The sequence below is a fragment of the Burkholderia territorii genome (genome assembly GCF_001718335.1).
GTDB classification, from domain to species: Bacteria; Pseudomonadota; Gammaproteobacteria; order Burkholderiales; family Burkholderiaceae; genus Burkholderia; species Burkholderia territorii.
Genome location: NZ_CP013365.1, coordinates 1,061,044 through 1,085,161, shown reverse-complemented (window position 1 = coordinate 1,085,161; position 24,118 = coordinate 1,061,044). Strand labels below are relative to the sequence as shown.

19 protein-coding genes are annotated in these 24,118 nt (G+C 68.4%); 14 read left to right on the top strand and 5 right to left on the bottom strand.

Going from position 1 to position 24,118, the window contains the following annotated elements; all coding sequences use genetic code 11:
* Positions 1 to 169 precede the first annotated feature (169 nt).
* Positions 170 to 1,549, bottom strand: a complete 1,380-nt coding sequence (locus WS51_RS04850; RefSeq protein WP_069228688.1) for an MFS transporter — start codon at positions 1,547 to 1,549, stop codon at positions 170 to 172.
* Between the two features lie 182 nt (positions 1,550 to 1,731).
* Entirely contained in the window at positions 1,732 to 2,691 is a 960-nt protein-coding gene (locus tag WS51_RS04845) for an MBL fold metallo-hydrolase (RefSeq protein WP_059450229.1), read from the bottom strand.
* Between the two features lie 177 nt (positions 2,692 to 2,868).
* On the opposite strand from WS51_RS04845, the gene WS51_RS04840 reads away from it, so the two are divergent.
* Both WS51_RS04840 and WS51_RS30580 read left to right on the top strand, forming a co-directional pair.
* Positions 2,869 to 4,521: an IclR family transcriptional regulator gene (locus WS51_RS04840; RefSeq protein ID WP_069228687.1), complete on the top strand. Its 1,653-nt coding sequence runs from the start codon at positions 2,869 to 2,871 to the stop codon at positions 4,519 to 4,521.
* A gap of 245 nt (positions 4,522 to 4,766) precedes the next feature.
* On the top strand, positions 4,767 to 4,910 hold the full coding sequence (locus WS51_RS30580) for a hypothetical protein (RefSeq protein WP_230940481.1): 144 nt from the start codon (positions 4,767 to 4,769) through the stop codon (positions 4,908 to 4,910).
* Positions 4,911 to 5,180: 270 nt separating this feature from the next.
* Here WS51_RS30580 and WS51_RS04835 read toward each other — a convergent pair whose 3' ends face one another.
* The gene (locus WS51_RS04835; protein ID WP_006755380.1) at positions 5,181 to 5,663 is read right to left on the bottom strand and encodes an Lrp/AsnC family transcriptional regulator; all 483 of its coding nucleotides are present in this window, start codon (positions 5,661 to 5,663) and stop codon (positions 5,181 to 5,183) included.
* Between the two features lie 283 nt (positions 5,664 to 5,946).
* Here WS51_RS04835 and WS51_RS04830 point away from each other — a divergent pair, with 283 nt between their 5' ends.
* The 4 genes from WS51_RS04830 to WS51_RS04815 all read left to right on the top strand — a co-directional run bounded on the left by WS51_RS04830 (position 5,947) and on the right by WS51_RS04815 (position 10,474).
* Positions 5,947 to 6,594, top strand: a complete 648-nt coding sequence (locus WS51_RS04830; RefSeq protein WP_069228686.1) for a LysE family translocator — start codon at positions 5,947 to 5,949, stop codon at positions 6,592 to 6,594.
* Positions 6,595 to 6,716: 122 nt separating this feature from the next.
* Positions 6,717 to 7,892: a voltage-gated potassium channel protein gene (gene kch / locus WS51_RS04825; RefSeq protein WP_069228685.1), complete on the top strand. Its 1,176-nt coding sequence runs from the start codon at positions 6,717 to 6,719 to the stop codon at positions 7,890 to 7,892.
* A 37-nt stretch (positions 7,893 to 7,929) separates the two neighbouring features.
* The gene (locus WS51_RS04820) at positions 7,930 to 8,361 is read left to right on the top strand and encodes a YqaA family protein (protein WP_059507359.1); all 432 of its coding nucleotides are present in this window, start codon (positions 7,930 to 7,932) and stop codon (positions 8,359 to 8,361) included.
* A gap of 130 nt (positions 8,362 to 8,491) precedes the next feature.
* Complete coding sequence (locus tag WS51_RS04815; RefSeq protein WP_060346497.1) at positions 8,492 to 10,474, top strand: methyl-accepting chemotaxis protein; 1,983 nt, start codon at positions 8,492 to 8,494, stop codon at positions 10,472 to 10,474.
* A gap of 46 nt (positions 10,475 to 10,520) precedes the next feature.
* On the opposite strand, the gene WS51_RS04810 is transcribed toward WS51_RS04815, so the two are convergent.
* The gene (locus WS51_RS04810; protein WP_059507357.1) at positions 10,521 to 12,173 is read right to left on the bottom strand and encodes an acyl-CoA synthetase; all 1,653 of its coding nucleotides are present in this window, start codon (positions 12,171 to 12,173) and stop codon (positions 10,521 to 10,523) included.
* 196 nt (positions 12,174 to 12,369) lie between these two features.
* On the opposite strand from WS51_RS04810, the gene WS51_RS04805 reads away from it, so the two are divergent.
* From WS51_RS04805 to WS51_RS04775, 7 genes are all read left to right on the top strand, one after another.
* A complete protein-coding gene (locus WS51_RS04805) occupies positions 12,370 to 13,137 on the top strand; it encodes a Crp/Fnr family transcriptional regulator (RefSeq protein ID WP_059507356.1) in 768 nt (255 codons plus the stop codon).
* 228 nt (positions 13,138 to 13,365) lie between these two features.
* Positions 13,366 to 16,533, top strand: a complete 3,168-nt coding sequence (locus tag WS51_RS04800) for an efflux RND transporter permease subunit (RefSeq protein WP_069228684.1) — start codon at positions 13,366 to 13,368, stop codon at positions 16,531 to 16,533.
* A gap of 21 nt (positions 16,534 to 16,554) precedes the next feature.
* Positions 16,555 to 17,787, top strand: coding sequence for an efflux RND transporter periplasmic adaptor subunit (locus WS51_RS04795; RefSeq protein ID WP_069228683.1), 1,233 nt, complete (start codon positions 16,555 to 16,557; stop codon positions 17,785 to 17,787).
* 5 nt (positions 17,788 to 17,792) lie between these two features.
* Positions 17,793 to 19,307 (top strand): efflux transporter outer membrane subunit, encoded by a 1,515-nt coding sequence (locus WS51_RS04790; RefSeq protein WP_069229125.1) that lies wholly within the window; start codon positions 17,793 to 17,795, stop codon positions 19,305 to 19,307.
* Positions 19,308 to 19,327: 20 nt separating this feature from the next.
* Positions 19,328 to 20,023, top strand: a complete 696-nt coding sequence (locus WS51_RS04785; protein ID WP_059450219.1) for a heavy metal response regulator transcription factor — start codon at positions 19,328 to 19,330, stop codon at positions 20,021 to 20,023.
* Positions 20,020 to 21,471, top strand: a complete 1,452-nt coding sequence (locus tag WS51_RS04780; RefSeq protein ID WP_059507353.1) for a heavy metal sensor histidine kinase — start codon at positions 20,020 to 20,022, stop codon at positions 21,469 to 21,471. The genes WS51_RS04785 and WS51_RS04780 overlap by 4 nt, the downstream gene beginning before the upstream one ends.
* Positions 21,472 to 21,565: 94 nt before the next feature.
* Positions 21,566 to 22,162, top strand: coding sequence for a LysE family translocator (locus WS51_RS04775; RefSeq protein WP_069229124.1), 597 nt, complete (start codon positions 21,566 to 21,568; stop codon positions 22,160 to 22,162).
* Positions 22,163 to 22,275: 113 nt separating this feature from the next.
* Here WS51_RS04775 and WS51_RS04770 read toward each other — a convergent pair whose 3' ends face one another.
* Complete coding sequence (locus WS51_RS04770) at positions 22,276 to 23,124, bottom strand: AraC family transcriptional regulator (RefSeq protein WP_069228682.1); 849 nt, start codon at positions 23,122 to 23,124, stop codon at positions 22,276 to 22,278.
* 160 nt (positions 23,125 to 23,284) lie between these two features.
* On the opposite strand from WS51_RS04770, the gene WS51_RS04765 reads away from it, so the two are divergent.
* A complete protein-coding gene (locus tag WS51_RS04765) occupies positions 23,285 to 24,079 on the top strand; it encodes an SDR family NAD(P)-dependent oxidoreductase (RefSeq protein WP_069228681.1) in 795 nt (264 codons plus the stop codon).
* Positions 24,080 to 24,118: the final 39 nt, after the last annotated feature.

Sequence of the window (24,118 nt, the reverse complement as noted above, 5' to 3'; positions counted from 1 at the left end):
CTGGACGCGCCGGATCGCCGGCTGATCAGCGCGACGCACACGCGCCCGGCTGCGCGGCGTCAGATTGAAGACGGGCTGGCATCGATCGTCTCCTCGATGGAGGCGAATACGGGCCGCCAGGACACGCAACGCCGGTCGCCGCTGCCCGCGCGCGGCGACCGGCCGGGGCTCAGGCCCGCCGAGCGGGCTCGTCCTTCACGCCGAGCATCAGCGCGGCGCCGCTCAACGCCAGCAGCGCGGCCAGCAGGTAGACGGCAAGATCCATGCTGCCGGTGCGCGTGCGGATCAGCCCGATCACCCACGGGCTGACAATGCCGCTCGTGATCCCGATGCTGCTGATCAGCGCGATTCCGGCCGCGGCCGCGTTGCCCGACAGATAGCGGGTCGGCACGGCCCAGAAGATCGGCAGCGCGGCGAAGATCAGCGTCGCCGCGATCGACAGGCACGCGAGCATCGCCGCGAAGCTGTGCAGGTGCAGCGTCAGCGCCGCAAGCGCCAGGCCGCCGCCGATCGTGCAGCACGCGAAGTGCCTGCGGCGCTCGCCGGTGCGGTCCGAGCGGCGCGCGATGAGGATCAGCCCGAGCGCGCCGACCGCGTTCGGCACCACCGTGTAGAGGCTCACGGCCACGACGTCGGTCACGCCGAAATCGCGGATCATCAGCGGCATCCAGAAATTGAGCGTCAGCGACGCGCAGGTCAGCGAGAAGTAGATGAACGCGAACAGGTAGACGCGCGGGTTCGCGAGCGCGACCGCGAGGCTGCGGGTATCGTGCGCGCCGTGCGCGGCGCCCTGCGCACGGCCGTCGCCGCACAGCGCGGCCACGCGCGCCTTTTCGTCGGACGTGAGCCACGTGGCGTCGTGCGGCCGGTCTACCAGATACGTGAACGCGAAGCACGCGAGCACGATCGCCGGCGCGCCTTCGATCGCGAACATCCATTGCCAGCCGTGCAGCCCGAGCACGCCGCTCATGTCGCGCATGATCCAGCCCGACATCAGCCCGCCGAGCACGCCGGCCACCGCGACACCCGCGAAGAACACCGAAATCGCCGCCGCGCGGCGGTTCGCGGGGAACCAGTAGGTCAGGTACAGCACGATGCCGGGAAAGAAGCCGGCCTCGAACACGCCGAGCAGAAAGCGCAGCACGTAGAAATGCGACGGCTGCGACACGAACATCATCGCGGTCGACGCGACGCCCCACAGCAGCATGATCCGCGTGAACGTGCGGCGCGCGCCGAAGCGCGCGAGCAGCATGTTGCTCGGCACCTCGCAGAATACGTAGCCCACGTAGAACACCGCGGCGCCGAGGCCGTACATCGCATCGCTGAAACCGAGGTCGTGCTTCATCTGCAACTGCGCGAAGCCGATGTTGATGCGGTCGAGAAACGACACGACGTAGCAGAGGAACAGAAACGGCACGATCCGCCAGGCAATCTTGCGGAACAGCACGGCGTCGCCGGCGTCCGACGCCGGCGTGGATGCATGGGCGGAAGCAGACGCCGCGACACTCGCGTGCGCGATCGTCGCTTCGGCGGGAAGCGATTGGGGCATGTCTCTCTCCAAACGGGCCGCGCGATTCGAGCGCGCAGCAGTCTCCGAGGGCGTACGTGCGCCCTGCTTTCTTGCAAGACCGGAAGGCGGCGTCCCGAACCGCGGCTCGATGCCGCCGTCGTTCAGACGCCGTCAGGAAAGCGGCGGAACGCGCGCGGGGACGCCGCGCCGCCGCGGGCCGCTCAATCCTGCAGCGCGGCCCACATTTCCTTGTCGCGCTGCGCGGTCCAGATGCGCGGATGCGTGATGCCGCTCGCTTCGTCGAACGCGCGCGACACGTCGAACGGCAAACAGTGCTCGTAGATGAACACGTGGCCGAACTTCGGATCCATCGCTTCGCGCGTGAGCGCCATCGCCGCCTTCAGGTCGAGCTTGCGCTCGACGGCCTTGCGGCCCTGCGCGAGCAGCGTCGTCACGAAATCCTTCGTGTAGTCGAGACCCTTGTCGACTTCGGCCGGATTCAGCAGCGCGGGGCCGCGGCCGGGCACGAGCTTCTCCGCGCCGAGCGCGCGCAGCGCCTCGAGCGTGGCCGGCCATTGTTCGAGCTGCGCGTCGCCGCAATAGCAGGCCGCGTCGTATTCGACCAGGTCGCCGGAGAACAGCACTTTCTGCGACGGCAGCCAGACGATCGTGTCGCCCTTCGTGTGGCCCGAGCCGACGTGCATGATCTTCACTTCGAGCTTGCCGAGGAACAGCGTGATCTCGCGCTCGAACACGAGCGTCGGCCAGGTCAGGCCCGGCACCGTCTCGACGCCCGCGAACAGGCGCGGAAAGCGCTCGATCTCCGACTTCATGTCGGCTTCGCCGCGCTCGACGATCATCTCGTACGTGCCGCGGCTCGCGATCACGTGCTGCGCGCCTTCGTCGAAATACGCGGATGCGCCGAGCACGCGCACCGCGTGGTAATGCGACAGCACGACGTGCTTGATCGGCTTGTCGGTCACGCTGCGGATCTTCGCGATCAGGTCCTGCGCCATCGCGGGCGTCGCGGTCGTGTCGACGATCAGCACGCTGTCGTCGCCGATGATCACGCCCGAGTTCGGGTCGCCTTCGGCGGTGTACGCGTACGCGTTCTCGGACAGCTGCGTCCAGGTGACTTTCTTTTCTTCCAGGTCGGCTTGGGAGGCGAATGCTTTGGCCATGTTGCGTTCCGTGGCTGCGAGCCATGTGTTGAGGGGAGTGAGCGGATCATCTGCCCGCGACGAATATTTGTCAATGACAAATCTGCTTGCTATTGTCTAATACGGGTAAACCTGCGGGCTGGCGCGTCAAATGGCGTCAGATACCATGCGGGGTTTCGTCAACGGAAGAATCATCGCGTGCAGAACCACGAAGTCAGCGCGGACGACGCACCGCCCAAGGCGCAGCGCGGGATCCAGAGCGTCGAGGTCGGCGGCCGGCTGCTCGACGCGCTCGCGCGCCGGCGCAAGCCGCTCGGGCTGTCGGAGCTGGCGGCCGCGGCCGATCTGTCGACCGCGCAGGCACACACCTATCTCGTCAGCCTGACGCGGCTCGCGCTCGTGAAGCGCGATGCGCTCACCGGCAACTACGAGCCGGGGCCGCTGTCGCTGCGGCTCGGGTTGATGTCGATCGAACGCCAGCCCGCCTATCGCGCGGCGCTGCCGCACGCGGCGCGCCTCGCGGAAGCGGTCGGCCTGAGCGTCGCGCTGTCGGTGCCGGGCGTGCTCGGGCCCACGATCGTGCGCATCGAGCACGGCGGCTATCCGCTGCACGTGAACCTGCACGTCGGATCGGTGATGTCGCTCGACACGACTGCGACCGGCCGCGTGTTCCGCGCGTTCGGCGACCCCGCGCAACTCGACGCGATGGCGGCCAGTCAGGCCGGCGCCGGCAACACGCTCGCCGGCGCGGAAGGCGACCAACCCACGTCCGACGCCGGCGCATGGCAGGCCGAACTCGACGCGATCCGCGCACGCGGGATCGAGCGCGGCGTGGATCGGCCGAGCCCCGGTGTGAGCGCGATGTGCGTGCCGGTGCTCGACGCCGACGGATGCCTGCAACTGGCGTTGACGGTGATCGGTTCGAGCGGATCGATCGATGTCGGCTGGGACGGCCCGATCGCGACGGCGCTGCGCGATGCGGCACGGCAAGCGACCGCATCGCTCGGCGCCGGACGCGATGCGCCGCCGGTCGCAGCTGGCACGCAGCCGGTCACGCAGCGCATGCCGCCCGCGCTCGCCGACGATACGAAAGCGCAACGCGGCATCAACGCGCTCGACAGCACGGGCGAGCTGCTGCTGGCACTTGTGTCGGCGGGCCGCGCGCTGCCGCTGCGCGACCTTGCGGCGGCGGCCGGCATGCCGCCCGCGAAGGCATTTCCGCATCTGGTGAGCCTGCAGAAGATCGGCCTGCTGAGCCGCGACGACGCCGGCTGCTTCGGCGGCGGGCCGCTCGCCCAGGCGCTCGGGCTGATCGCGATGCAGCGCGTGTCGCCGACGCGCGATGCCGAAGCGGAGATCGTCGCGCTGGCGGGCGCGACCGACATGAGCGTGGCTGCCGCGACGCTCGGCCCGCTCGGGCCGACCGTGATCCGCCTGGAGGAGTCCGCGCGGCCGCAGCACGTGAGCCTGCAGGTCGGCACGGTGATGTCGCTGGTGAATACCGCGATCGGGCGGATCTTCGCGGCCGGCATGTCCGACGACGTGCTGGCCGGCCTGCTCGCCGATGAGCCGGTGCGCCTCGCCGGCCGCGCGACCCAGGTCGACGACGCATTCCGCGCGCGGCTTGCGACGATCCGTGCGGACGGGCTCGATTTCGCGTTCGATGCGCCGGTGCCGGGCATCGGGACGATCGCCGCGCCGGTGTTCGATCACACCGGCAGCATCCGGCTCGTGATTGCGATCATCGGTTCGTCGCGCGGCTTCCCGCGCGGGCCGGACAGCGCGCTCGCACATGCGCTGCGCGCCGCGACGCGCCGCCTGTCGTGGCGCTTCGGATGGATCGACGGGTAATACCGCGCCGCGCGGCCGCGCCTGCTCTGCGCGTCCAACTTCCGCCTTCTGCCGTCAATGCGGGGCCGTGCTCGCCACGGCCTCGTCGCGCCTGTTCGGCGCACGCAGGGCGTCCCCGTTCATGTTGCGTAGCAGCAACAGAAATTGTCAGTAATTCTCATATAACGAAATCGCATTTCACAAGGCGGTGACGTTCCTCTATGATTAGGGTTATCCCTAACTCGCCACCTCCATGGGGCTTCGTCATGCAAACGTCTAATGTCTCCGATCGTTCCGCCCAATCCACCGGCTGGCTCGCACGCGTTGGCGAGCTGCTTGCGGAAGCATGGGCACTGCACCTCGAGAACTGCGAAATCATCGCTGAAGCGCACGCACGTCTGCCGCGCTGAGCGCAGCGTGAAGCCGCCGGCTGGCGGCACGCCCTTCATCCGCCCCCTGCCGGACGCGCGCCGCAAGGCCGCAGCGCCCGGCATCGGCGTGGCGGATGAACGTCGCAACACGCGACGGAAGATTCATCCGTTTTCCTGCGCCGCAGGCACTGCACGCCTGTCTCCCGCTCCGGGCCGCACCCACTGGCCGCGACAGCCCGATTACCGCCTTTCCGCGGTACGACCGCGAATCTCGTCGTCATGACGATCCGTGGCACGCGTCTTCCTTCTTCACACCTGAATCGACGGCACGTCTTTCATGCACCGCAGCGCGAACATCGAGCGGCTGTGGCGGATGCTCGAAATCCTGTACAGCTTCTCGCGCAGGAAGCGCTCGTAGCCGGCCGTGCCGTCCACCGCGACCTTGATCCAGTAGTCGTATTCGCCCGACACGAGGTAGGCCTCGAGCACTTCGGGCAGCGCCGCGAGCTCGGCGCCGAAACGCGCGAGCGCGTCGTCCTCGTGGCGATCGAGCGTGACTTCGAGGATCACGATGTCCGCGTAGCCGAGCATGCGCTGGTTGACCAGCGCGACGTAGCCGTCGATGTAGCCGTCGAGCTCGAGCTGTCGCGTGCGGTTCCAGCACGCAGTGGTCGACATGCCGATCTGTTCGGCGAGTTCGGCGTTCGACAGACGCGCATTTTTTTGCAGTGCACCGAGGATCTTGCGGTCCTGGTTGTCGAGGGTTTTCGGTGTGCGTTCGCGGGTGGCCATGGAGGAAGGAATCTTCTACTGAAAATCGGCATTCTATCTGAACGACATTCCGGTTTCTGGCGCGTTTTGCTGGAAAACAGGAAGCCTTTTAACCGGCGCGCTTGATACATTTTCTCCATGCCTGTCGTCCGGCACGCTCCCCGCGACAACCCTCTCGCAGCGGGACGCCCGGCCGCAATCACGAGTTGCGGCGCCGGACACGCAGGCATGCAATGTCCCGCCTCCCGCGCGCCTACCCGGCTGCACGGGCCGGCGCCTGTTCTCCGTTTCCGTACCTCCCGTCATGTCGTTCAGGCTTTATCTGTCGTTCCTCGCTGCGTCCGCCGTCCTCATCTACGCCCCCGGCCCCGTCAACCTCCTCACGATGAATCAGGCATTGCGCACCGGCTGGCGCCGCGCGCTGCCGTGCGTATGGGGCGGCACGCTCGCCGTGCTGCTGCAACTCGCGCTCACCGCGCTGTGCCTGAATTCGCTGGTCCATCTCGACGAGCATGCGCTGACCGTGCTGCGCTGGGCGGGTGCCGCCTATCTCGTGTGGCTCGGCTGCAAGCAATGGCTCGGCCGCGCGCCCGTTGCCGCGCCCGACGCTCCTGCTCTTCCCGGCAGCGCCGCACCCGACGACAGCGACAGCGGACGCGCGCTGTTCTGGCGCGGCGTGGCCACCTCCGGCCTGAATCCGAAGACGCTGCTGTTCTTTCCGTCGTTCTTTCCGCAGTTCATCGTTCCGAGCGCCGACTGGAGCCTGAACGCGCAATTCCTGCTGCTCGCGACGTCCTTCGCGCTGCTGTTCGCGGGCGGCGTCGCGTCGATGGCGCTCTTCTCGCACCGGCTGAGCCGTGCGCTGCAACGTCCGGCGCGAATGCGCGCGATGAACCGCGTCACGGGCGGCCTGCTGGTCGGGATGGGCGCGATCATGGTCGGGTGGAACTGAGCGCGAGCGGTCGCGCGCGGGTTTGCGGGCCGCCCGCGCCCCCTCGAAAAAGCAGCCGATCGCCGAATGCTTTAGGGTAGCGGCTGGTTCGTCGGACATGCCCGGCTCACCCGGGCAATTGCATGAAGCACGTCACTACCCGCCTGCGGCGCCTGTTCGCGCCGATCGGCCTGCACTGGTATCTCGCTCTCCTCCTCGCACTCGATGCATTGATGGTGCTGCGCCCCGTCGTCGCGCACGCGAAGCTCGGCATGCATCACGCGTGGCTCACCGATGCGCTGAACCTCGTCGATAAACACGGCCTCGTCGTGCTGCCGCAGGTGGTCGTCGCGACCGGCCTCGCGACGATGGCCATCGGCATCGTGCTGCGTGCCCGCGTCGCGTGGGTGCTGTCGATCCTGCTGCTGGTCGCCGCCGCCGCGATCAGCATCCTGGGCGGCTACCGCAGCAACGCCGTGTTCGTGTACACGGCCGTCCTCGCCGTCACGCTGATCTACTACTGGCGCCATTTCGACCGCGCGAGCGTTGCCGCGAGCAGCCTGTTCGCGCTGCTCAGCATCGTGTCGCTGCTGATCTACGCGACCTTCGGCGTGCTGTATCTCGGCGACGAATTCACACCGCCGGTCCACGACCTCGCCACGGCCGTCTACTTCTCGATCGTGTCGATGTCGACGGTCGGCTACGGCGACATCGTCCCGCACGCGCCCACCGCGCGCCTGTTCACCGCGTCGGTGATCGTGCTCGGCATCACGGTGTTCGCGACGTCGATCAGCGCGGTCGTCGGGCCCGTGATCGGCGGCAACCTGAAACGGATCGTCAAGGGAGGCATTTCGAACGTGATCCGCAAGCATCATTTCCTGATCGTCGGCGCGACGCCGGTCGCGCATGCCGTGCACGACGGGCTGCGCAAGCGCGGCTACGCCGTGACCGTGATCGTGCCGGCCGGCGTCGAGCACAACTATCCGGGCGCGACCGACCTGATCGTCGGCGACGCCACCGACCACGCGGTGCTGGAAAACGCCGGCGCGGCCACGGCCCGCGCGGTGCTCGCGCTGCGCTCCGACGATGCCGAGAATGCGTTCATCATCCTCGCGATCCGCGAGATCGCGTCGACGGTGCGAACCGTCGCGCTCGTGAATCAGCAACGCAACCTCGAGCGGCTGCGGTTGCTGAAGCCGGACATGGTGTTCTCGCCGCAGCAGCTCGCGGGCGAACTGCTCGCCAGCACGCTCAACGACGAGCCCGTCGACAAGTCGGTGATCTCGCATCTGCTGTTCGGCACCGACGCCCCCGCGTGATCCATGCCGGCCGGCGTGCGGCCGGTACAATCGCGCGATGTCCGAATTGCTCGCTTACGGCGGCCTGTTCGCCGTGTCGATGGTCGCCGCGACGCTGCTGCCGCTCCAGTCCGAAGCCGTGCTCGCCGGCCTGCTGCTCGCGGGACGCGAGCCCGCGTGGGCGCTGGTGCTGGTCGCGAGCGTCGGCAACGTGGCGGGCTCGATAATCAACTGGGCGCTCGGCCGCGGCATCGAGCACTTCCGCGAGCGCCGCTGGTTCCCCGTCAAGCCGGCCGCGCTCGCGCGCGCCGAACGCTGGTATGCACGCTACGGCCGCTGGTCGCTGCTGTTGAGCTGGGCACCGGTGATCGGCGATCCGCTGACGATGATCGCCGGCGTGCTGCGCGAGCCGCTGCCGACCTTCGTCGCGATCGTGACGATCGCGAAGGTCGGGCGGTATCTGGCCGTCGCGTGGCTCGTGTTGCACTGACACTGCCCCTGCGCGGGCAAAATTGCGCGCCGGGGCTTTTCCCCTAAAGAATTCGCCGAAGCTGCCGTATTCCTTACAGTATGCGGTGGCGCGTGCGTTCCGCCTCTCTCCCTCCCCACTCAGGATTGCCATGAGATTGACCCAATTGGGCCGGGCGAGCGTCGGCGCGCGCCTGGCCGCGCTGGCGTGTGTGCTGGTCGCGCTGCTGTTTACCGTCTTCGCGTGGGCGCTTGCCCATTTCGCCGGCCGACAACTCGCCGACGAAGCGCATGCGCGCATCGCCGACAAGGAACAGTCGATCCGCGCGATGGTCGAGATGTTCGACAAGGCGCTGTCCGCCGAAGCCACCCGCTCGATGGCGCTGTTCGCGAGTTTCCTGCCGGCCGATTTCGCGCTCGATCCTGCCCGCACCGTCGACATCGGCGGCGTCGCCGCGCCGACACTGTCGGCGGGCGGCCAGGCGCTCGACCTCGATTACGCGATTCCCGACCAGTTCCTGAAGAAAAGCGGCGCGATCGCAACGATCTTCGCGCGCGACGGCGACGATTTCGTGCGCATCACCACGTCGCTGAAGAAGCAGGACGGCACGCGCGCGGTCGGCACGCGCCTCGATCGTGCGGGGCCCGCCTATGCGCCGCTCGTGGCCGGACGCAGCTATACGGGCCTCGCGAAACTGTTCGGCCGGCCGTACATCACGCAGTACAAGCCGGTCACCGACGCGACGGGCCGCGTGATCGGCGCGCTGTTCGTCGGCCTGGACGTCGGAGCCGAGCTGCAAGTCGTGCAGGACGGCATCCGCGCGCTGAAGATCGGCGAAAACGGCTATTACTTCGTGCTCGATGCGTCGTCGGGCACATCGCGCGGCACCTTCGTCGTCCATCCCGACGCGTCGGGCCAGCGCGCGGACGACGCGCGCGCGCCGTACACGCAGATGCTCGCCGCCGGCGAGGGCAGGCTCGCGTACACGTCGGCCGATCCGGCCGCGCACGACACCGGGCCGACCGCGAAGTTCGTATCGTTCACGACGATTCCGCAATGGCAGTGGCTGGTCGGCGGCATCGCGCTCGACGACGAACTGCTCGCGGGCATGCGTACCGTCCGCAACCGTTTCCTGATGATCGCGGCCGCGCTCGTCGCGGCGTTCGCGGCGTTGTTCATCGTCGTCGTGCGACGCGTGGTGAGCCGACCGCTCGATGCGGCGGCGCGTGCATCGGAACGCTTCGCGGCCGGCGATCTCAGCGTGCGCATCCGCGACGGCGCCGCCGCGCGCGACGCGACGGGCAACGATGAAATCGGCCGGCTCGTGCAGGCGGTCGACGGAATCGGCGACGGCCTCGCGCGGATCGTCGCGCAAGTGCGCAGCAGCGCGTCCGACATCGCGCGCGGCACGGTCGGCATCGCGGCCGGCAGCGGCGACATCGCCGCGCGGATCGCGACGCAGGCGAGCAGCGTCGAACAGACGGCAGCGAGCATGGAGCAGATCACGGCCGCCGTGCAGCAGAACGCCGAACACGCGGCGCAGGCCAACGCGCTGGTCGCCGACGCGTCGGCCGCCGCGACCGACGGCGACACGGCCGTGCAACGCGTGGTCGCGACGATGGACGACATCGGCCGCGCGACGCGCCGGATCGCCGAAATTACCGGCACGATCGAAGGCATCGCGTTCCAGACCAATATCCTGGCGCTGAACGCGGCCGTCGAGGCCGCGCGCGCGGGCGAGCACGGCAAGGGCTTCGCGGTGGTCGCGGCCGAAGTGCGCGCGCTCGCGCAACGCAGCGCGGCGGCGGTCAAGGAAATCGACGCACTGAGCGCCGAATCGTCGACGACCGTCGAACAGGGCTACCGGATCGCGGATGCCGCGCGCGGCACGATGCGCGACATCGTCCAGCGCGTCGACCAGGTCAGCACGCTGATCGGCGAGATCAGCGCCGCGTCGCGCGAGCAGTCGACCGGCATCGAACAGGTGAACCAGGCCATCACGCAGATCGGCGAGGCGACGCAGCAGAACGCGACGCTGATCTCGGATGCGGAACGCGCGGCCGTCGCGTTGCGCGACCAGGCCGCGCAATTGTCGGAAGCGGTCAGCGTGTTCCGGCTGGCTCGCGACGCGTGACGCATGACGCCTGACGAACGACCGGGCAACCGCCCGGTCGCGTCGGTTACTTCTTGTCTCCCGCCAGGTCGATCGCCTTGTCCGAGCCGACCGCATTGCGCAGCTGGAATTTCTGGATCTTGCCGGTCGACGTCTTCGGCAGCTCACCGAAGCGCACGACCTTCGGCACCTTGAAACCCGCGAGCAACTGCCGGCAGTGCGCGACGATCTCCTCCTCGGTCGCGCTCATTCCGTTACGCAGCTCGACGAATGCGCACGGCACCTCGCCCCATTTCGGGTCGGGCATCGCGACCACCGCGGCAACCTCGACGGCCGGATGCCGGTACAGCGCATCCTCGACCTCGATGCTCGAGATGTTCTCGCCGCCGGAAATGATGATGTCCTTGCGTCGATCCTTGATGCGGATATAGCCGTCCGGCGTCAGCACGCCGAGATCGCCCGTGTGGAACCAGCCGCCGTGGAATGCCTCGTCCGTCGCGTGCGGGTTCTTCAGGTAGCCCTTCATGCAGATGTTGCCGCGGAACATGATCTCGCCGAGCGTCTCGCCGTCGGCCGGCACCGGCGCCATCGTGTCCGGGTCGAGCACCGTCGCGCCCGCTTCCAGGTGATAGCGCACGCCCTGGCGCGCATTGAGCCGCGCGCGCTCGTCGTCGGGCAGCGCGTCCCAGTGCGCCTGCTTCGCGCAGACGGTCGCCGGGCCGTAGACCTCGGTCAATCCATACACGTGCAGCAGGTCGAAGCCGATCTCCTTCATCTTCGCGATCACGGCCGGCGCGGGCGCGGCACCGGCAACCATCGCGTGCACCGTGTGATCGATGCCCGCGCGGAGCTCGGCCGGCGCATTCGCGATCGCGCTCTGCACGATCGGCGCGCCGCAGTAATGGGTGACGCGTTCGCGGCGGATCAGGTCGAACACCGTCTTCGCGTCGAACTTGCGCAGGCACACGTTCACGCCCGCGCGCGCCGCGACGGCCCACGGAAAGCACCAGCCGTTGCAGTGGAACATCGGCAGCGTCCACAGATACACCGCATGCTTCGGCATGTCCCATTCGAGGATGTTGCTGATCGCCGCGAGATACGCGCCGCGATGGTGATAAACGACGCCCTTCGGGTCGCCGGTCGTGCCGGACGTGTAGTTCAGCGCGATCGCCTCCCACTCGTCGGCAGGCAGCGTCCATGCGTAGTCCGGGTCGCCGCCCGCGACGAACGCCTCGTAGTCGATCGCGCCGGCAAAGCGCGCGGGGTCGGCCGGCATCGCGTCGGCGACGCTGACGATCTTCAGGCCCGGCACTTCGAGCGCCGCGCGATGCGCGAGCTCCGCGTATTCGGTATCGACGATCAGCACCTTCGCTTCGCCGTGACGCAGCATGAACAGCACCGACGCAATGTCGAGCCGCGTGTTGATCGTGTTGAGCACGGCGCCGGCCATCGGCACGCCGAAGTGCGCCTCGACCATGGCCGGGATGTTCGGCAGCAGCGCCGCGACCGTCTCGCCGCGGCCGACGCCGGCTCGCGCGAGCGCGCTGGCGAGCTGCTTCGCGCGCGTGTAGGTCTCGCCCCACGTGCGCCGCACGTCGCCGTGCACGATCGCGAGACGCGCGCCGTAGACTTCGGCCGCGCGGACCAGAAAGTCGATCGGCGTGAGCGGCACGTAGTTGGCGTCGCGGCGGCCGAGTCCGGCCTCGAACATCTGCGTCATGATCCTGTCTCCCGTTTTCTGTCGACCGGCGCGCGCGTCGGTCTCGTATCCGGCCGGCGTGCATGCACCTCGACCGGTCTTGATGTGGTTCAATTGCCGATAGCCTAACGGGCGCTATTGTGAGCCGTCTGTCATCGAAACGACAGAGTGCCCGATGAACGCTGCGCGTTATCCCTATCCTCGCAAACCCGCATCCATGCACGACCACTCCGTTGCGCCGCCCGACGCGGCCGCCATGCCGGACCACACGCCGCCCGCCCCGCCGCTCGAGCCGGGCCCGTTGCCCGCGTTGTCCGTGCTGTTCGGCCAGTGCGCGTGGTTCCGCGCGCTGGCGCCGGAACACCAGGCGCTCGTGCTCGCGCAGTCCCGCGCCGAAACGCACGAAGCCGGCGACGTGATCGCCCGGCGGCTCGCGCCGTCCGAATACTGGATCGGCGTGCATCGCGGCTTGCTGAAGCTGGCGATCTTCAACGCGTCGGGGCGCGGCTGCACGTTTTCCGGCGTGCCGTCGGGCGGCTGGTTCGGCGAAGGCAGCGTGATCAAGCGCGAGCTGCGCAAGTACGAGGTCGTCGCCGTCCAGCGCTCGATCGTGCTGTTCGTCCCGGTCGACACGTTCCATGCGCTGCTCGACACGAGCCTGCCGTTCACGCGCTTCGTGATCCATCAATTGAACAACCGGATGGGCGAGTTCATCGCGTCGATCCAGAACAGCCGGCTGCTGGATGTCGACGCGCGCGTCGCGCAGGCGCTCGCGCAGTTGTTCAACCCGGCGCTGTACCCGGACACCGGCCCGTCGCTCGCGATTTCGCAGGAGGAACTGGGGATGCTCGTCGGCGTGTCGCGGCAGCGGATCAACCAGGCGTTGCAGCAGCTCGAGAAGCTCGGCGTGCTGCGGCTCGCGTACAACCAGATCGAGGTCGTCGATCTCGCGGCGCTCGCGCGGGTCGGGATCGAGCAGATCTGAACGGCGTACGATGAGCGGAACCCGTCGCCGATACGGCATGCGCCGCGCGGTGCTTCGACGGTTTCCGGGTGCCAGCGCCTGCGCCTTTCATCCGACGAAACGCCCTTTCGCTGCCGCACCCCAAACTGACAATTCCGCCAGTTTCGCGTCAGTGACCCGTTCCGCCGCGACGCCTATTATTCGGGTTCCCTTCACCGCCGCCTGAGCACCGCCCGTCCCGCTGCCTCCATGTGGATCGTCAATCTCGCGCTCAGGCGCCCCTACACGTTCATCGTGATGGCCATCATGATCGTGCTGGCCACCCCGCTTGCGCTGATGCGCACGCCAGTCGACGTCCTGCCGGCGGTCAACATTCCCGTCATCAGCGTGATCTGGAATTACACCGGCTTCTCCGCGAAGGAGATGACCAACCGGATCACGGCCGTCCATGAGCGGATCCTGACCACGACCGTCAACAACATCCAGCACATCGAGTCGACGTCGCTGCCCGGCATCGCGGTCGTGAAGGTATTCCTGCAACCCGGCGCGAACGTGCAGACCGCGATCGCGCAGACGGTGTCGTCCGCGCAGGCGATCGTGCGGCAGATGCCGCAGGGCGCGACGCCGCCGCTCGTGATCACCTATTCCGCGTCGAGCATCCCGGTGATCCAGCTCGGGCTGTCCAGCAAGACGCTCAGCGAACAGTCGCTCGCCGACATCGCGCTGAACTTCCTGCGTCCGCAACTGATCACGATCCCGGGCGCGCAGATCCCGTTCCCGTATGGCGGCCGCACGCGCGTGGTCGCGATCGACCTCGATCCGCAGGCGCTGCTCGCGAAAGGCCTCACGCCCGCCGACATCGTGAACGCGGTCAACGCGCAGAATCTCGTGCTTCCGACCGGCACCGCGAAGATGGGCCAGACCGAATACCGGATCGACACGAACGCGTCGGCCGACACGGTCGCCGACATCAGCGGGCTGCCGGTCCAGACGGTCAATGGCGCGACGACCTACCTGCGCGAAGTCGCGTCGGTGCGCGACGGCTTCGCGCCGCAGACCAACGTGGTGCGCCAGAACGGCCAGCGCGGCGTGCTGATGTCGATCCTGAAGACCGGCGACGCGTCGACGCTGAAGGTCGTGTCCGACCTGAAAGCGCTGCTGCCGAAGGTGATCCCGACGCTGCCCGAAGGCCTCACGATCACGCCGCTGTTCGACCAGTCGGTGTTCGTCAACGCCGCCGTGCAGGGCGTGATCGACGAGGCGCTGATCGCGGCCGTGCTGACGGCGATGATGATCCTGCTGTTCCTCGGCAACTGGCGCAGCACGCTGATCATCGCGATCTCGATTCCGTTGTCGATCTTCACGTCGCTGATCGCGCTCGCCGCGCTCGGCGAGACCATCAACATCATGACGCTCGGCGGCCTCGCGCTCGCGGTGGGGATCCTGGTCGACGACGCGACCGTCACGATCGAGAACATCGAGCGGCACCTGCATCTCGGTACCAATCTGCACGATGCGATTCTCGAAGGCGCGGGCGAGATCGCGGTGCCCGCGTTCGTGTCGACGCTGTGCATCTGCATCGTGTTCGTGCCGATGTTCTTCCTGACGGGCGTCGCGCGGTTCCTGTTCGTGCCGCTCGCCGAAGCCGTCGTGTTCGCGATGCTCGCGTCCTACGTGCTGTCGCGCACGCTGGTGCCGACGCTCGCGATGCTGCTGTTCCGCCCGCAGCAAGCGAGCACCGGCCCCAACCCGTCGACGTCGCGTTTCGCGCGCCTGCATCACGCGTTCAACGCCGCATTCGAGCGGCTGCGCGCGTGGTACATCGTGCTGCTCAGCATCCTGCTGGTGCGCCGCCGCTTCTACGCGACGTGCTTCCTCGGCTTCTGCGTGCTGTCGACCGGCCTCGTGTTCGTGCTCGGCCGCGACTTCTTCCCGAATGCCGACTCCGGCAACATCCGGCTGCACATGCGCGCGCCGACCGGCTACCGGATCGAGGAGACTGCCCGCCTCGCCGACCAGGTCGAGCGCGTGATCCGCGAAGCCGTTCCGCCCGACGAGCTCGGCGCGATCGTCGACAACCTCGGGCTGCCGGTGAGCGGCATCAACCTGTCGTACAGCAACAGCGGCACGATCGGCACGCTCGACGGCGAACTGATGATCGCGCTGAAGCCGGGCCACCGCTCGACCCAGCACTACGTGCAGACGCTGCGCACGCTGCTGCCGCAGCGCTTCCCCGGCGTCGAGTTCTTCTTCCAGCCGTCGGACATCATCACGCAGATCCTCAACTTCGGACAGCCCGCCGCGATCGACGTGCAAGTGCTCGGCAACGATCTCGCGAGTAACATGGCTATCGCGAGCAGCCTGATGAAGAAGATCAGGCAAATCCCCGGCACCGTCGACGTGCACGTACTGCAGCGCAACGACGAACCGACCCTGGTGGCCGACATGGACCGTACGCGCATGCAGCAGCTCAGCCTTTCCGCGCAGAACGTCGCGCAGAACATGCTTATCTCGCTGTCCGGCAGCTCCCAGACGACCCCGTCGTTCTGGATCAATCCGCGCACCGGTGTCCAGTACCCGCTGCAGATCCAGACCCCGCAATACAACATCGCGTCGATCGACGACCTGCTCGGCACGCCGATTTCCGCGAGCGGGCGCACGGGGATGCCGCTGCAGCTGCTCGGCAACCTCGTGCGGATCCGTCCGGTCTCGAACCCGGCCGTGATCACGCATTACAACATCCGCCCGGCGATCGACCTGTACGTGAGCGTCGAGGGCCGCGACCTCGGCTCGGTCGCGGGCGCGATCGACCGGGTCGTGTCCGACGCGCGCGCGACGCTGCCGCGCGGCACCGACCTCACGGTGCGCGGCCAGGTCGAGACGATGCGCACGTCGTACATCGGTCTCGGCGCGGGCGTCGCGATGGCGATCGTGCTCGTCTACCTGCTGATCGTCGTGAACTTCCAGTCGTGGCTCGATCCGCTGATCATCATCAGCGCGATGCCGGCCGCGCTCGCCGGCATCGCGTGGATGCTGTTCATCACCGGCACGCACCTGAGCGTGCCCGCGCTGACGGGCGCGATCATGACGGTCGGCGTCGCGACCGCGAACAGCATCCTGGTCGTCTCGTTCGCGCGCCAACGCCTCGCCGCCGGTGCGCCGCCGCTCACCGCCGCGCTGGAGGCCGGCGCGACGCGCATCCGCCCGGTGCTGATGACGGCGCTCGCGATGATCATCGGGATGGTACCGATGGCGCTCGGTCTCGGCGAAGGCGCCGAGCAGAACGCGCCGCTCGGCCGCGCGGTGATCGGCGGCCTGCTGTTCGCCACCGTTTCGACGCTGCTGTTCGTGCCGCTGGTATTCGGCGGCGTGCATTCGCGGCTGGCCCGCCGGCGCGCGCGCCAGGCCGGACACTGACTTTCGCCCCCAGGTCAATTCATGGAAGAGAAACATCACAGCGCCGTCGGCATCCAGGTGGACGAACACGGCATGCACCTGCCGACGCGCACGTCGGTGTCGCGGCGCGGGCGGCTCGTGCTGATCGTGATCGGCGTGCTGCTGGCCGCGGGCGCCGCGCGCACGATCGTCGTCGACGTGCTGAACCACCAGCGCCTCGATGCGGTCGCCGAGCAGAACACGCGCCAGTACGTGAATGTCGTGCATCCGGTCGATGCGGCCACCGGCGGCAAGCTGACGCTGCCCGGCACGCTGCGCGGCTTCGTCGAGGCGCCGATCTATGCGCGCGCAAGCGGCTACGTGCTGCGCTGGCAGGCCGACATCGGCGCGCGCGTGAAGCAGGGGCAACTGCTCGCCGAGCTCGACACGCCCGAGCTGAACCAGGAGCTCGCGCAGGCCACCGCGCAGCGCCAGCAGGCGCAGGCGGCGCTCGCGCTCGCGAAGACGTCGTTCGACCGCGCGCAGCAACTGCGCCAGCGCGATGCGGTATCGCAGCAGGAACTCGACGACCGGCAAGGTGCGTTCAACCAGGGCAGCGCGAATCTCGCGGCGGCCGATGCGAACATGCGCCGGCTTACCGAACTGAAGGGCTTCCAGCGGATCGTCGCGCCGATCGACGGGATCGTCACGCAGCGCAACGTCGACGTCGGCGACCTCGTCAGCTCCGGCAACGCGGGCCGCGCGCTGTTCACGGTCGTGCAGGCCGACCGGCTGCGGCTATACGTGCAGGTGCCGCAAGCGTACGCGCAGCAGGTGAAAGTCGGCCAGCACGTGAGCGTGGCACAGGCCGAACTGCCCGGCCAGACCTTCGACGGCACGATCACGCGCACGTCGCAGGCGATCGACGTCGCGACGCGCTCGCTGCAGATCGAGATCACGCTGCCGAACCCGGACGGACGACTGCTGCCCGGCGCGTACGTGCAGGCGACGCTGCCGATGACGCCGGTCGGGCGCTTGCAGATTCCGGCCAATACGCTGTTGTTCCGCGCCGAAGGGCCGACCGTCGCGGCGGTCGATGCGAACGGCCACGTGCATCTGAAGGCCGTGACGATCGCGCGCACGATCGGACAAACGCTCGAGGTCGACGGCCCGCTCACGCCGAACGACCGCCTCGTCGCGAACCCGAGCGACGCGCTCGCGAACGGCGACACGGTCATCGTGCAGGCGGCGCCCGTCGCGAAGCCCGCGTCCTCCGCCAACGGAGCGAAGTCGTGAGCGCGCTGCGCGCCCGCCTGCGCCCTTCCGCAGTCCCTGCGGTGCTGGCCGTCGTCGCGGTCGCGGCCCTTGCCGGCTGCACGGTCGGCCCCGACTACCGGCGCCCCGCCGTCGACACGCCGGCCGCGTGGCGGCTCGACCCGGCCGACGCATACTGGCACCCGGCCGCGCCCGCCCGCGCGCCGCTCGATCCGGCCTGGTGGACTGCCTTCGGCGACGCGCAGCTCGACGCGCTCGAAGCCGACGCCTTGCGCAACAACCAGAACCTGAAGGCCGTCGCCGCGCGCTACGACCAGGCAAAGGCGACGCTCGCATCGGTCTCGTCCGCGCAGTATCCGGCCGTCGGCCTGAACGTGAGCGGCCAGCGCTTCAAGATCTCCGGAGAGCGGCCGCAGACCAACTATGCGACGCGAAGCATGTCGACCGTGCAGAACGAAATCCAGGTCGGCGCAAGCGTCAGCTACGAGCTCGACCTGTTCGGCCGCGTGCGGCGCAACGTCGAATCCGCGCAGGCGAGCTCCGAACAGGCGCGCGACGATTTCGCGAACGCACGCCTCGTGCTGAGCGCCGATCTCGCGTCGAGCTACTTCGCGCTGCGCGAGCTCGACAGCGAGATCGACGTCGTCAAGCGTTCGATCGATCTGCAGCAGAAAGCGCTCGATTACGTGAGCGCGCGCCACGATCTCGGCGCGGTGTCCGGCCTCGACCTGCTGCAGCAACGCGCGCAGCTCGACGCGACGCGCACGCAGGCACAATTGCTGATCCAGCAGCGCGCGCAGGTCGAAACCGCGATCGCGACGCTGGTCGGCACGCCGGCTCCCGAATTCACGCTGCCGCCGCGCGTGGTGCCGATCACCGCGCCCGCGTTGCCGACCGGCATGCCGAGCGACCTGCTGCAGCGCCGGCCCGACGTCGCGTCGGCCGAGCGCGCGATGGCCGCCGCGAATGCGCAGATCGGCGTCGCGCGTGCCGCGTATTTCCCGCGCATCGCGCTGTCGCCCGACATCGGCTGGGACGCGACGCGCTTCTCCGGGCTCTTTACCGTGCCGGCGCTGCTGTGGTCGGTCGGCGCGTCCGTCAGCCAGCCGCTGTTCGAAGGCGGCAAGCTGAAGGCCGGCGTCGATTTCGCGCAGGCCGGCTACGTCGCCGCGCAGGCCAGTTACCGGCAGACCGTGCTCACCGCGTTCCAGGAGGTGCAGAATGCGGTGACGGGCCTGGCGGTGCTGGCCGAAGCCGCGCAGCAGGCAGCGGCGGCCGTCGACGACGCGCGCAAGCTCGTGTCGCTCGCGCAGGACCGCTACGCGGGCGGCCTCACGCCGTTCATCGACGTGCTCACCGCGCAGCAGCAGTTGCTGACGAGCGAACGCCAGGCCGTGCAGATCCAGGGCCAGCGCGCGGCGCTCGTCGTGTATCTCGCGAAGGCGCTCGGCGGCGGCTGGGACGACGGTGCGACGAGCGGCGCCGCGCCAACCGACGTCGCCACGGCAAACCTCGGGCCCGCCGCGAGCGTCGGCCCCTAACCGGTTACAAGGACACACCCATGAAAGTCCTGATCGTCGAAGACGAACCGAAAGTCGTCGAATACCTGAAGAGCGGCCTGACCGAGGAAGGCTGGGTCGTCGATACCGCGCTGGACGGCGAGGACGGCGCGTGGAAGGCCGTCGAATTCGAATACGACGTGGTCGTGCTCGACGTGATGCTGCCGAAACTCGACGGCTTCGGCGTGCTGCGCGCATTGCGCGCGCAGAAGCAGACGCCCGTGATCATGCTGACCGCGCGCGATCGCGTCGACGACCGCGTGCGCGGGCTGCGCGGCGGCGCCGACGATTACCTGACCAAGCCGTTCTCGTTCCTCGAATTGATCGAGCGGCTGCGCGCGCTCACTCGCCGTGCGCGCGTGCAGGAATCGACGCTGATTTCGATCGGCGACCTGCGCGTCGACCTGATCGGCCGGCGCGCGTCCCGCGACGGCACGCGGCTCGACCTGACTGCGCAGGAATTCCAGCTGCTCGGCGTGCTCGCGCGACGCAGCGGCGAGGTGCTGTCGAAGACGACGATCGCCGAACTCGTATGGGACGTGAACTTCGACAGCAACGCGAACGTCGTCGAGACGGCGATCAAGCGCCTGCGCGCGAAGCTCGACGGTCCGTTCGCGGAGAAGCTGCTGCACACGATCCGCGGCATGGGCTACGTACTCGAGGCGCGCGAGGACGCCGACAGCGAGAGGCACGCATGAAACGCTCGATCACCCTGCGTCTGTCGGCGATGTTCGGCATCGTGTCGCTGCTCGTGTTCACGCTGGTCGGCTGCGGGCTGTTCGTGATGATGGAGCGCCAGCTGTTCGCCGAGCTGCGCGCGACCATCGACACGCGCGCGAAGGTCGCGCAGATGATCGTGTCGCACGCGACCACGGCCGCGCGCGGCCGCGTGATGCAGGAAAAGCTCGCCGACCTCGAACCGCCCGACGGGTCGACGCGTTACCAGGTCGACAGTCCCGACGCCGACTTCCGCTTCGGCCATCCCGTCGACGGCGTGCCCGTCGGCAAACCGTTCGGTGCATTCCAGCAATACGCGCTCAATCACAGCAGCTACGACGTGATGACGAAGACCGTCCCGATCGCGGGCAGCGGCGAGCGCCCCGACGTGAAGCTGATCGTCGCGTCGTCGTGCGAACGCACGCAGCGGATGTTGCGCCGGTTCGTGTGGACGCTCGCCGCGCTGATCGCGATCGCCACCGTCGTCACGCTGCTGCTGAGCCGGGCGGTCGCGCGCTTCGGGCTCGCGCCGCTCGAACGGTTGTCGCAGGACGCGGCGGCGATCAACGCCACCAACCGCCGTCAGCGGCTGCACACCGACGCGCTGCCGACCGAGCTGCGCGATCTCGCCGCGTCGTTCAACGGCGCGCTCGAACGCATCCAGCAAACCTACGCGCGGCTCGAGGCGTTCAACGCGGACGTCGCACACGAGTTGCGCACGCCGATCAGCATTCTGATCGGCCAGACCCAGGTCGCGCTGACGAGCCGCGACCGTTCGGTCGACCGGATGCGCCAGACCTTGCAGTCGAACCTCGAGGAATTCGAGCGGCTGCGCGTGATCATCAACGACATGCTGTTCCTGTCGCGCAGCGATCGCGGCGAGCGCGCGACCGACCTGAAGCACGTGTCGCTCGCGGACGAGGTGCGGCGCATGCTCGACTTCCTCGAGATTCCGCTCGACGAAGCGCAGTTGCGCGCCGAATTGCACGGCGATGCGCGCGCGGCCGTCGATCCTTCCCTGTTCCGCCGCGCGATGACCAACCTGCTGATCAACGCGATCCAGCATTCGGCGCCGGGCGCGACGCTGAACGTGACGATCACGCCGCGCGACACGCTCGTCGACGTGTCGGTCGCCAATCCCGGCGAGCCGATCGACCCCGTGCAGCGCTCGCACGTGTTCGAGCGCTTCTACCGGCTCGAGGAAGCGCGCGCGAACAGCAAGGAGAACCACGGGCTCGGGCTGTCGATCGTCAAGGCTGTCGCGGAGATGCACGGCGGCAGCGTGTTCGTCGCTTGCTCGGGCGGTGTCAATACGTTCGGCTTCTCGGTGTCGACGCAGCCGTGCAGCAGCGTCGGCCCGCTGCGCCCGACCGAGGCGGGCGGCCCGCACGCGCTGCGCACGACGCATGCATCGCGCGCGATGCACTGACGACATCGCGCCGCCGAGGGCAGTTTTCTTCAATACGGACACGCGCGGCTTCCTTAGTCTCGATGCGACTTTCACCTTCGCATGGAGACACATGATGAGCATGCTGGTTTCAATGGCCGCGTTCGCGCTGGCGTCGTCGATCACGCCCGGTCCCGTCAACATCGTCGCGCTCGGCGCGGGCGCGCGCCACGGCCTCGGCGCGAGCCTGCGCTATGCGGCCGGCGCGACGCTCGGCTTCGTCGCGCTGTTCCTGCTGATCGGCCTCGGGCTGCACGCGGCGCTCGCGCGCTGGCCGATGCTGACCGCGGCCACTCGATGGTCGGGGATCGCGTTCCTGCTTTATCTCGCGCTGCGGCTGGCGCTCGATGACGGGCGGCTGTCGGACGATCCGGACGCGTCGAACCTCGCAGGCCCGTCGGCGGCTGCGGGCGCGGCGATGCAATGGCTGAATCCGAAGGCATGGCTCGCATGCGTGGCCGCGATGGGTGCGTTTGCGGCCGATGGCGGTCGCGCGCAGGTGTGGCAATTCGCGGCGCTGTATCTGGTGATCTGCTTCGCGTCGATCTCGTGCTGGGGGTATGCGGGTGCGTCGCTGCGGCACTGGCTTGCGAATGCGCGGCGGATGCGGCTGTTCAACCGCGCGATGGCGGTGTTGCTCGCGGGCAGCGCGCTTTATCTGCTCGATCTCTAGCGGTGCCGCTTCGAACGGTGTTTTTGCGGTGGGTGGCGGGTAGCGACAGCGCCGGCAGTCGTGGGCAGTCGTCGGCCGCTGCGGCACCGCCACGGCGCCGGCCGGTCCCCCGCTCAGCTCGCGGCGCTTCGATATTGGCCCGGCGTGGCGGCCGCGATGCGCCGGAACGCGCGCTGGAAATGCGCCTGGTCCGCAAAACCCGCGTCGAGCGCGACCTCGGCAATCGGCCGGCCGCGGCGCAATTCCGCGCGGCCGTACTGCACGCGACGGTCGATCAGGAACGCATGCGGTGTCATCCCGTAGCGGGCGTTGAACGCGCGGATCAGGTAGGACGGCGACAGGTCGGCGGCCGCGCAGATCGCATCGAGCGTGACGGCCTGACGGCAATGCGCGGCGATGTAGTCTGCCGCGCGCGCGAGCTTCGTGTTGTCGGCCCCGCGCCGCGCGTGGTCGGGCGACACGCGATCGAGCGCGCCGTGCAGCCGCGTGAAGAATTCGACCGCCGCGCTTTCCTTGCCGAGCGGATCGACGCCGGGTGCCACGAGCGTGCGGTAAAAGCCGCCGAATTGCGCGAACAGGTCACGCCGATCCGTCAACTTCTGCGAAAAGCCGCGAAAATCGGTGTTCGGATCGCGCCCGAGCGCATGCTGCAACCGTGCGAGCCACGGCACGTCGACATAGACCATCCGGTACGCCCACGCGGCGGGGCCATACGGATTGCATGCATGCACCTGCTCCGGATCGATGATCACGAGCACGCCGCGCCCGACGTGCTCCTTCGTCGCGCCGTTCTGGTACGTGCTCGTGCCGCCGACGATCGCGCCGACCGAAAACGTGTCGTGCGTGTGCTTCGCGTAGCAGATCCTCCGACCGTCGTCGACAGTGCGCGCCTCGATGAACGGCAGCGCGGTATCGCGCCAGAACGGCGACGGCACGGCGAGGGAATTGGCGGAACGGCTCACGCGACAGGCTCCCGGAACGGATGGCGAACGCACACCGTACAAGACTGCGCGGCGCGATGCAACCGCGACCCGACGCTTCGCGCCCGGATCGCCTAAGCTTTTAGTTCGGCCGCCGCGGTAGACGCGGCGGGTTCCGTTCCCTCTTTCAACCGGTACATTCATGCACATCGATCTGACAGGCAAGACCGCGGTCGTGACCGCTTCCACCGCCGGCATCGGGCTGGCGATTGCCGAAGGGCTCGCGCAGGCCGGCGCACGCGTCGTCGTCAACGGCCGCAGCGACGAGTCGGTGGATGCCGCGCTCGCGCTGCTGCGCAGCGCGGTGCCCGGCGCGGATATCGACGGCATCGCCGCCGACCTCTCCGACGCCGCGGGCGCCGCGCGCATCACGCAGCACACGCCGGACGCCGACATCCTCGTGAACAACGCGGGCATCTACGGGTTGAAGGCGTTCTTCGACATCGACGACGACGAATGGGCGCATTACTTCCAGATGAACGTGATGTCCGGCGTGCGTCTCGCGCGGCACTACCTGAAGGGAATGCTCGCGCGCAACACGGGCCGCATCGTGTTCATTTCATCGGAATCGGGCTTGAACATCCCGGTCGACATGATTCACTACGGGTTCACGAAGACCGCGCAGCTCGCGATCGCGCGCGGCCTGGCGAAACTCGCGGCTGGCACCAACGTGACCGTCAATTCGGTGCTGCCGGGGCCAACGATGTCGGAAGGCGTGCGCGCGCTGCTGAAGGAGACGGCCGACGCCACGGGCCGCAGCATCGACGACGTCGCGGTGGACTTCGTGCGCAGCCAGCGTGCGAGCTCGATCATCCAGCGGCCGGCAACGACGGAGGAAGTTGCGAATCTGGTGGTGTATGTATGTTCGCCGCAGGCCTCGGCGACGACGGGTGCGGCGTTGCGCGTCGACGGCGGTGTGGTCGACACGATCGCGTGACGACTGCGTGACACGCTCGCGCGGCGCGTGGCGGCGGCG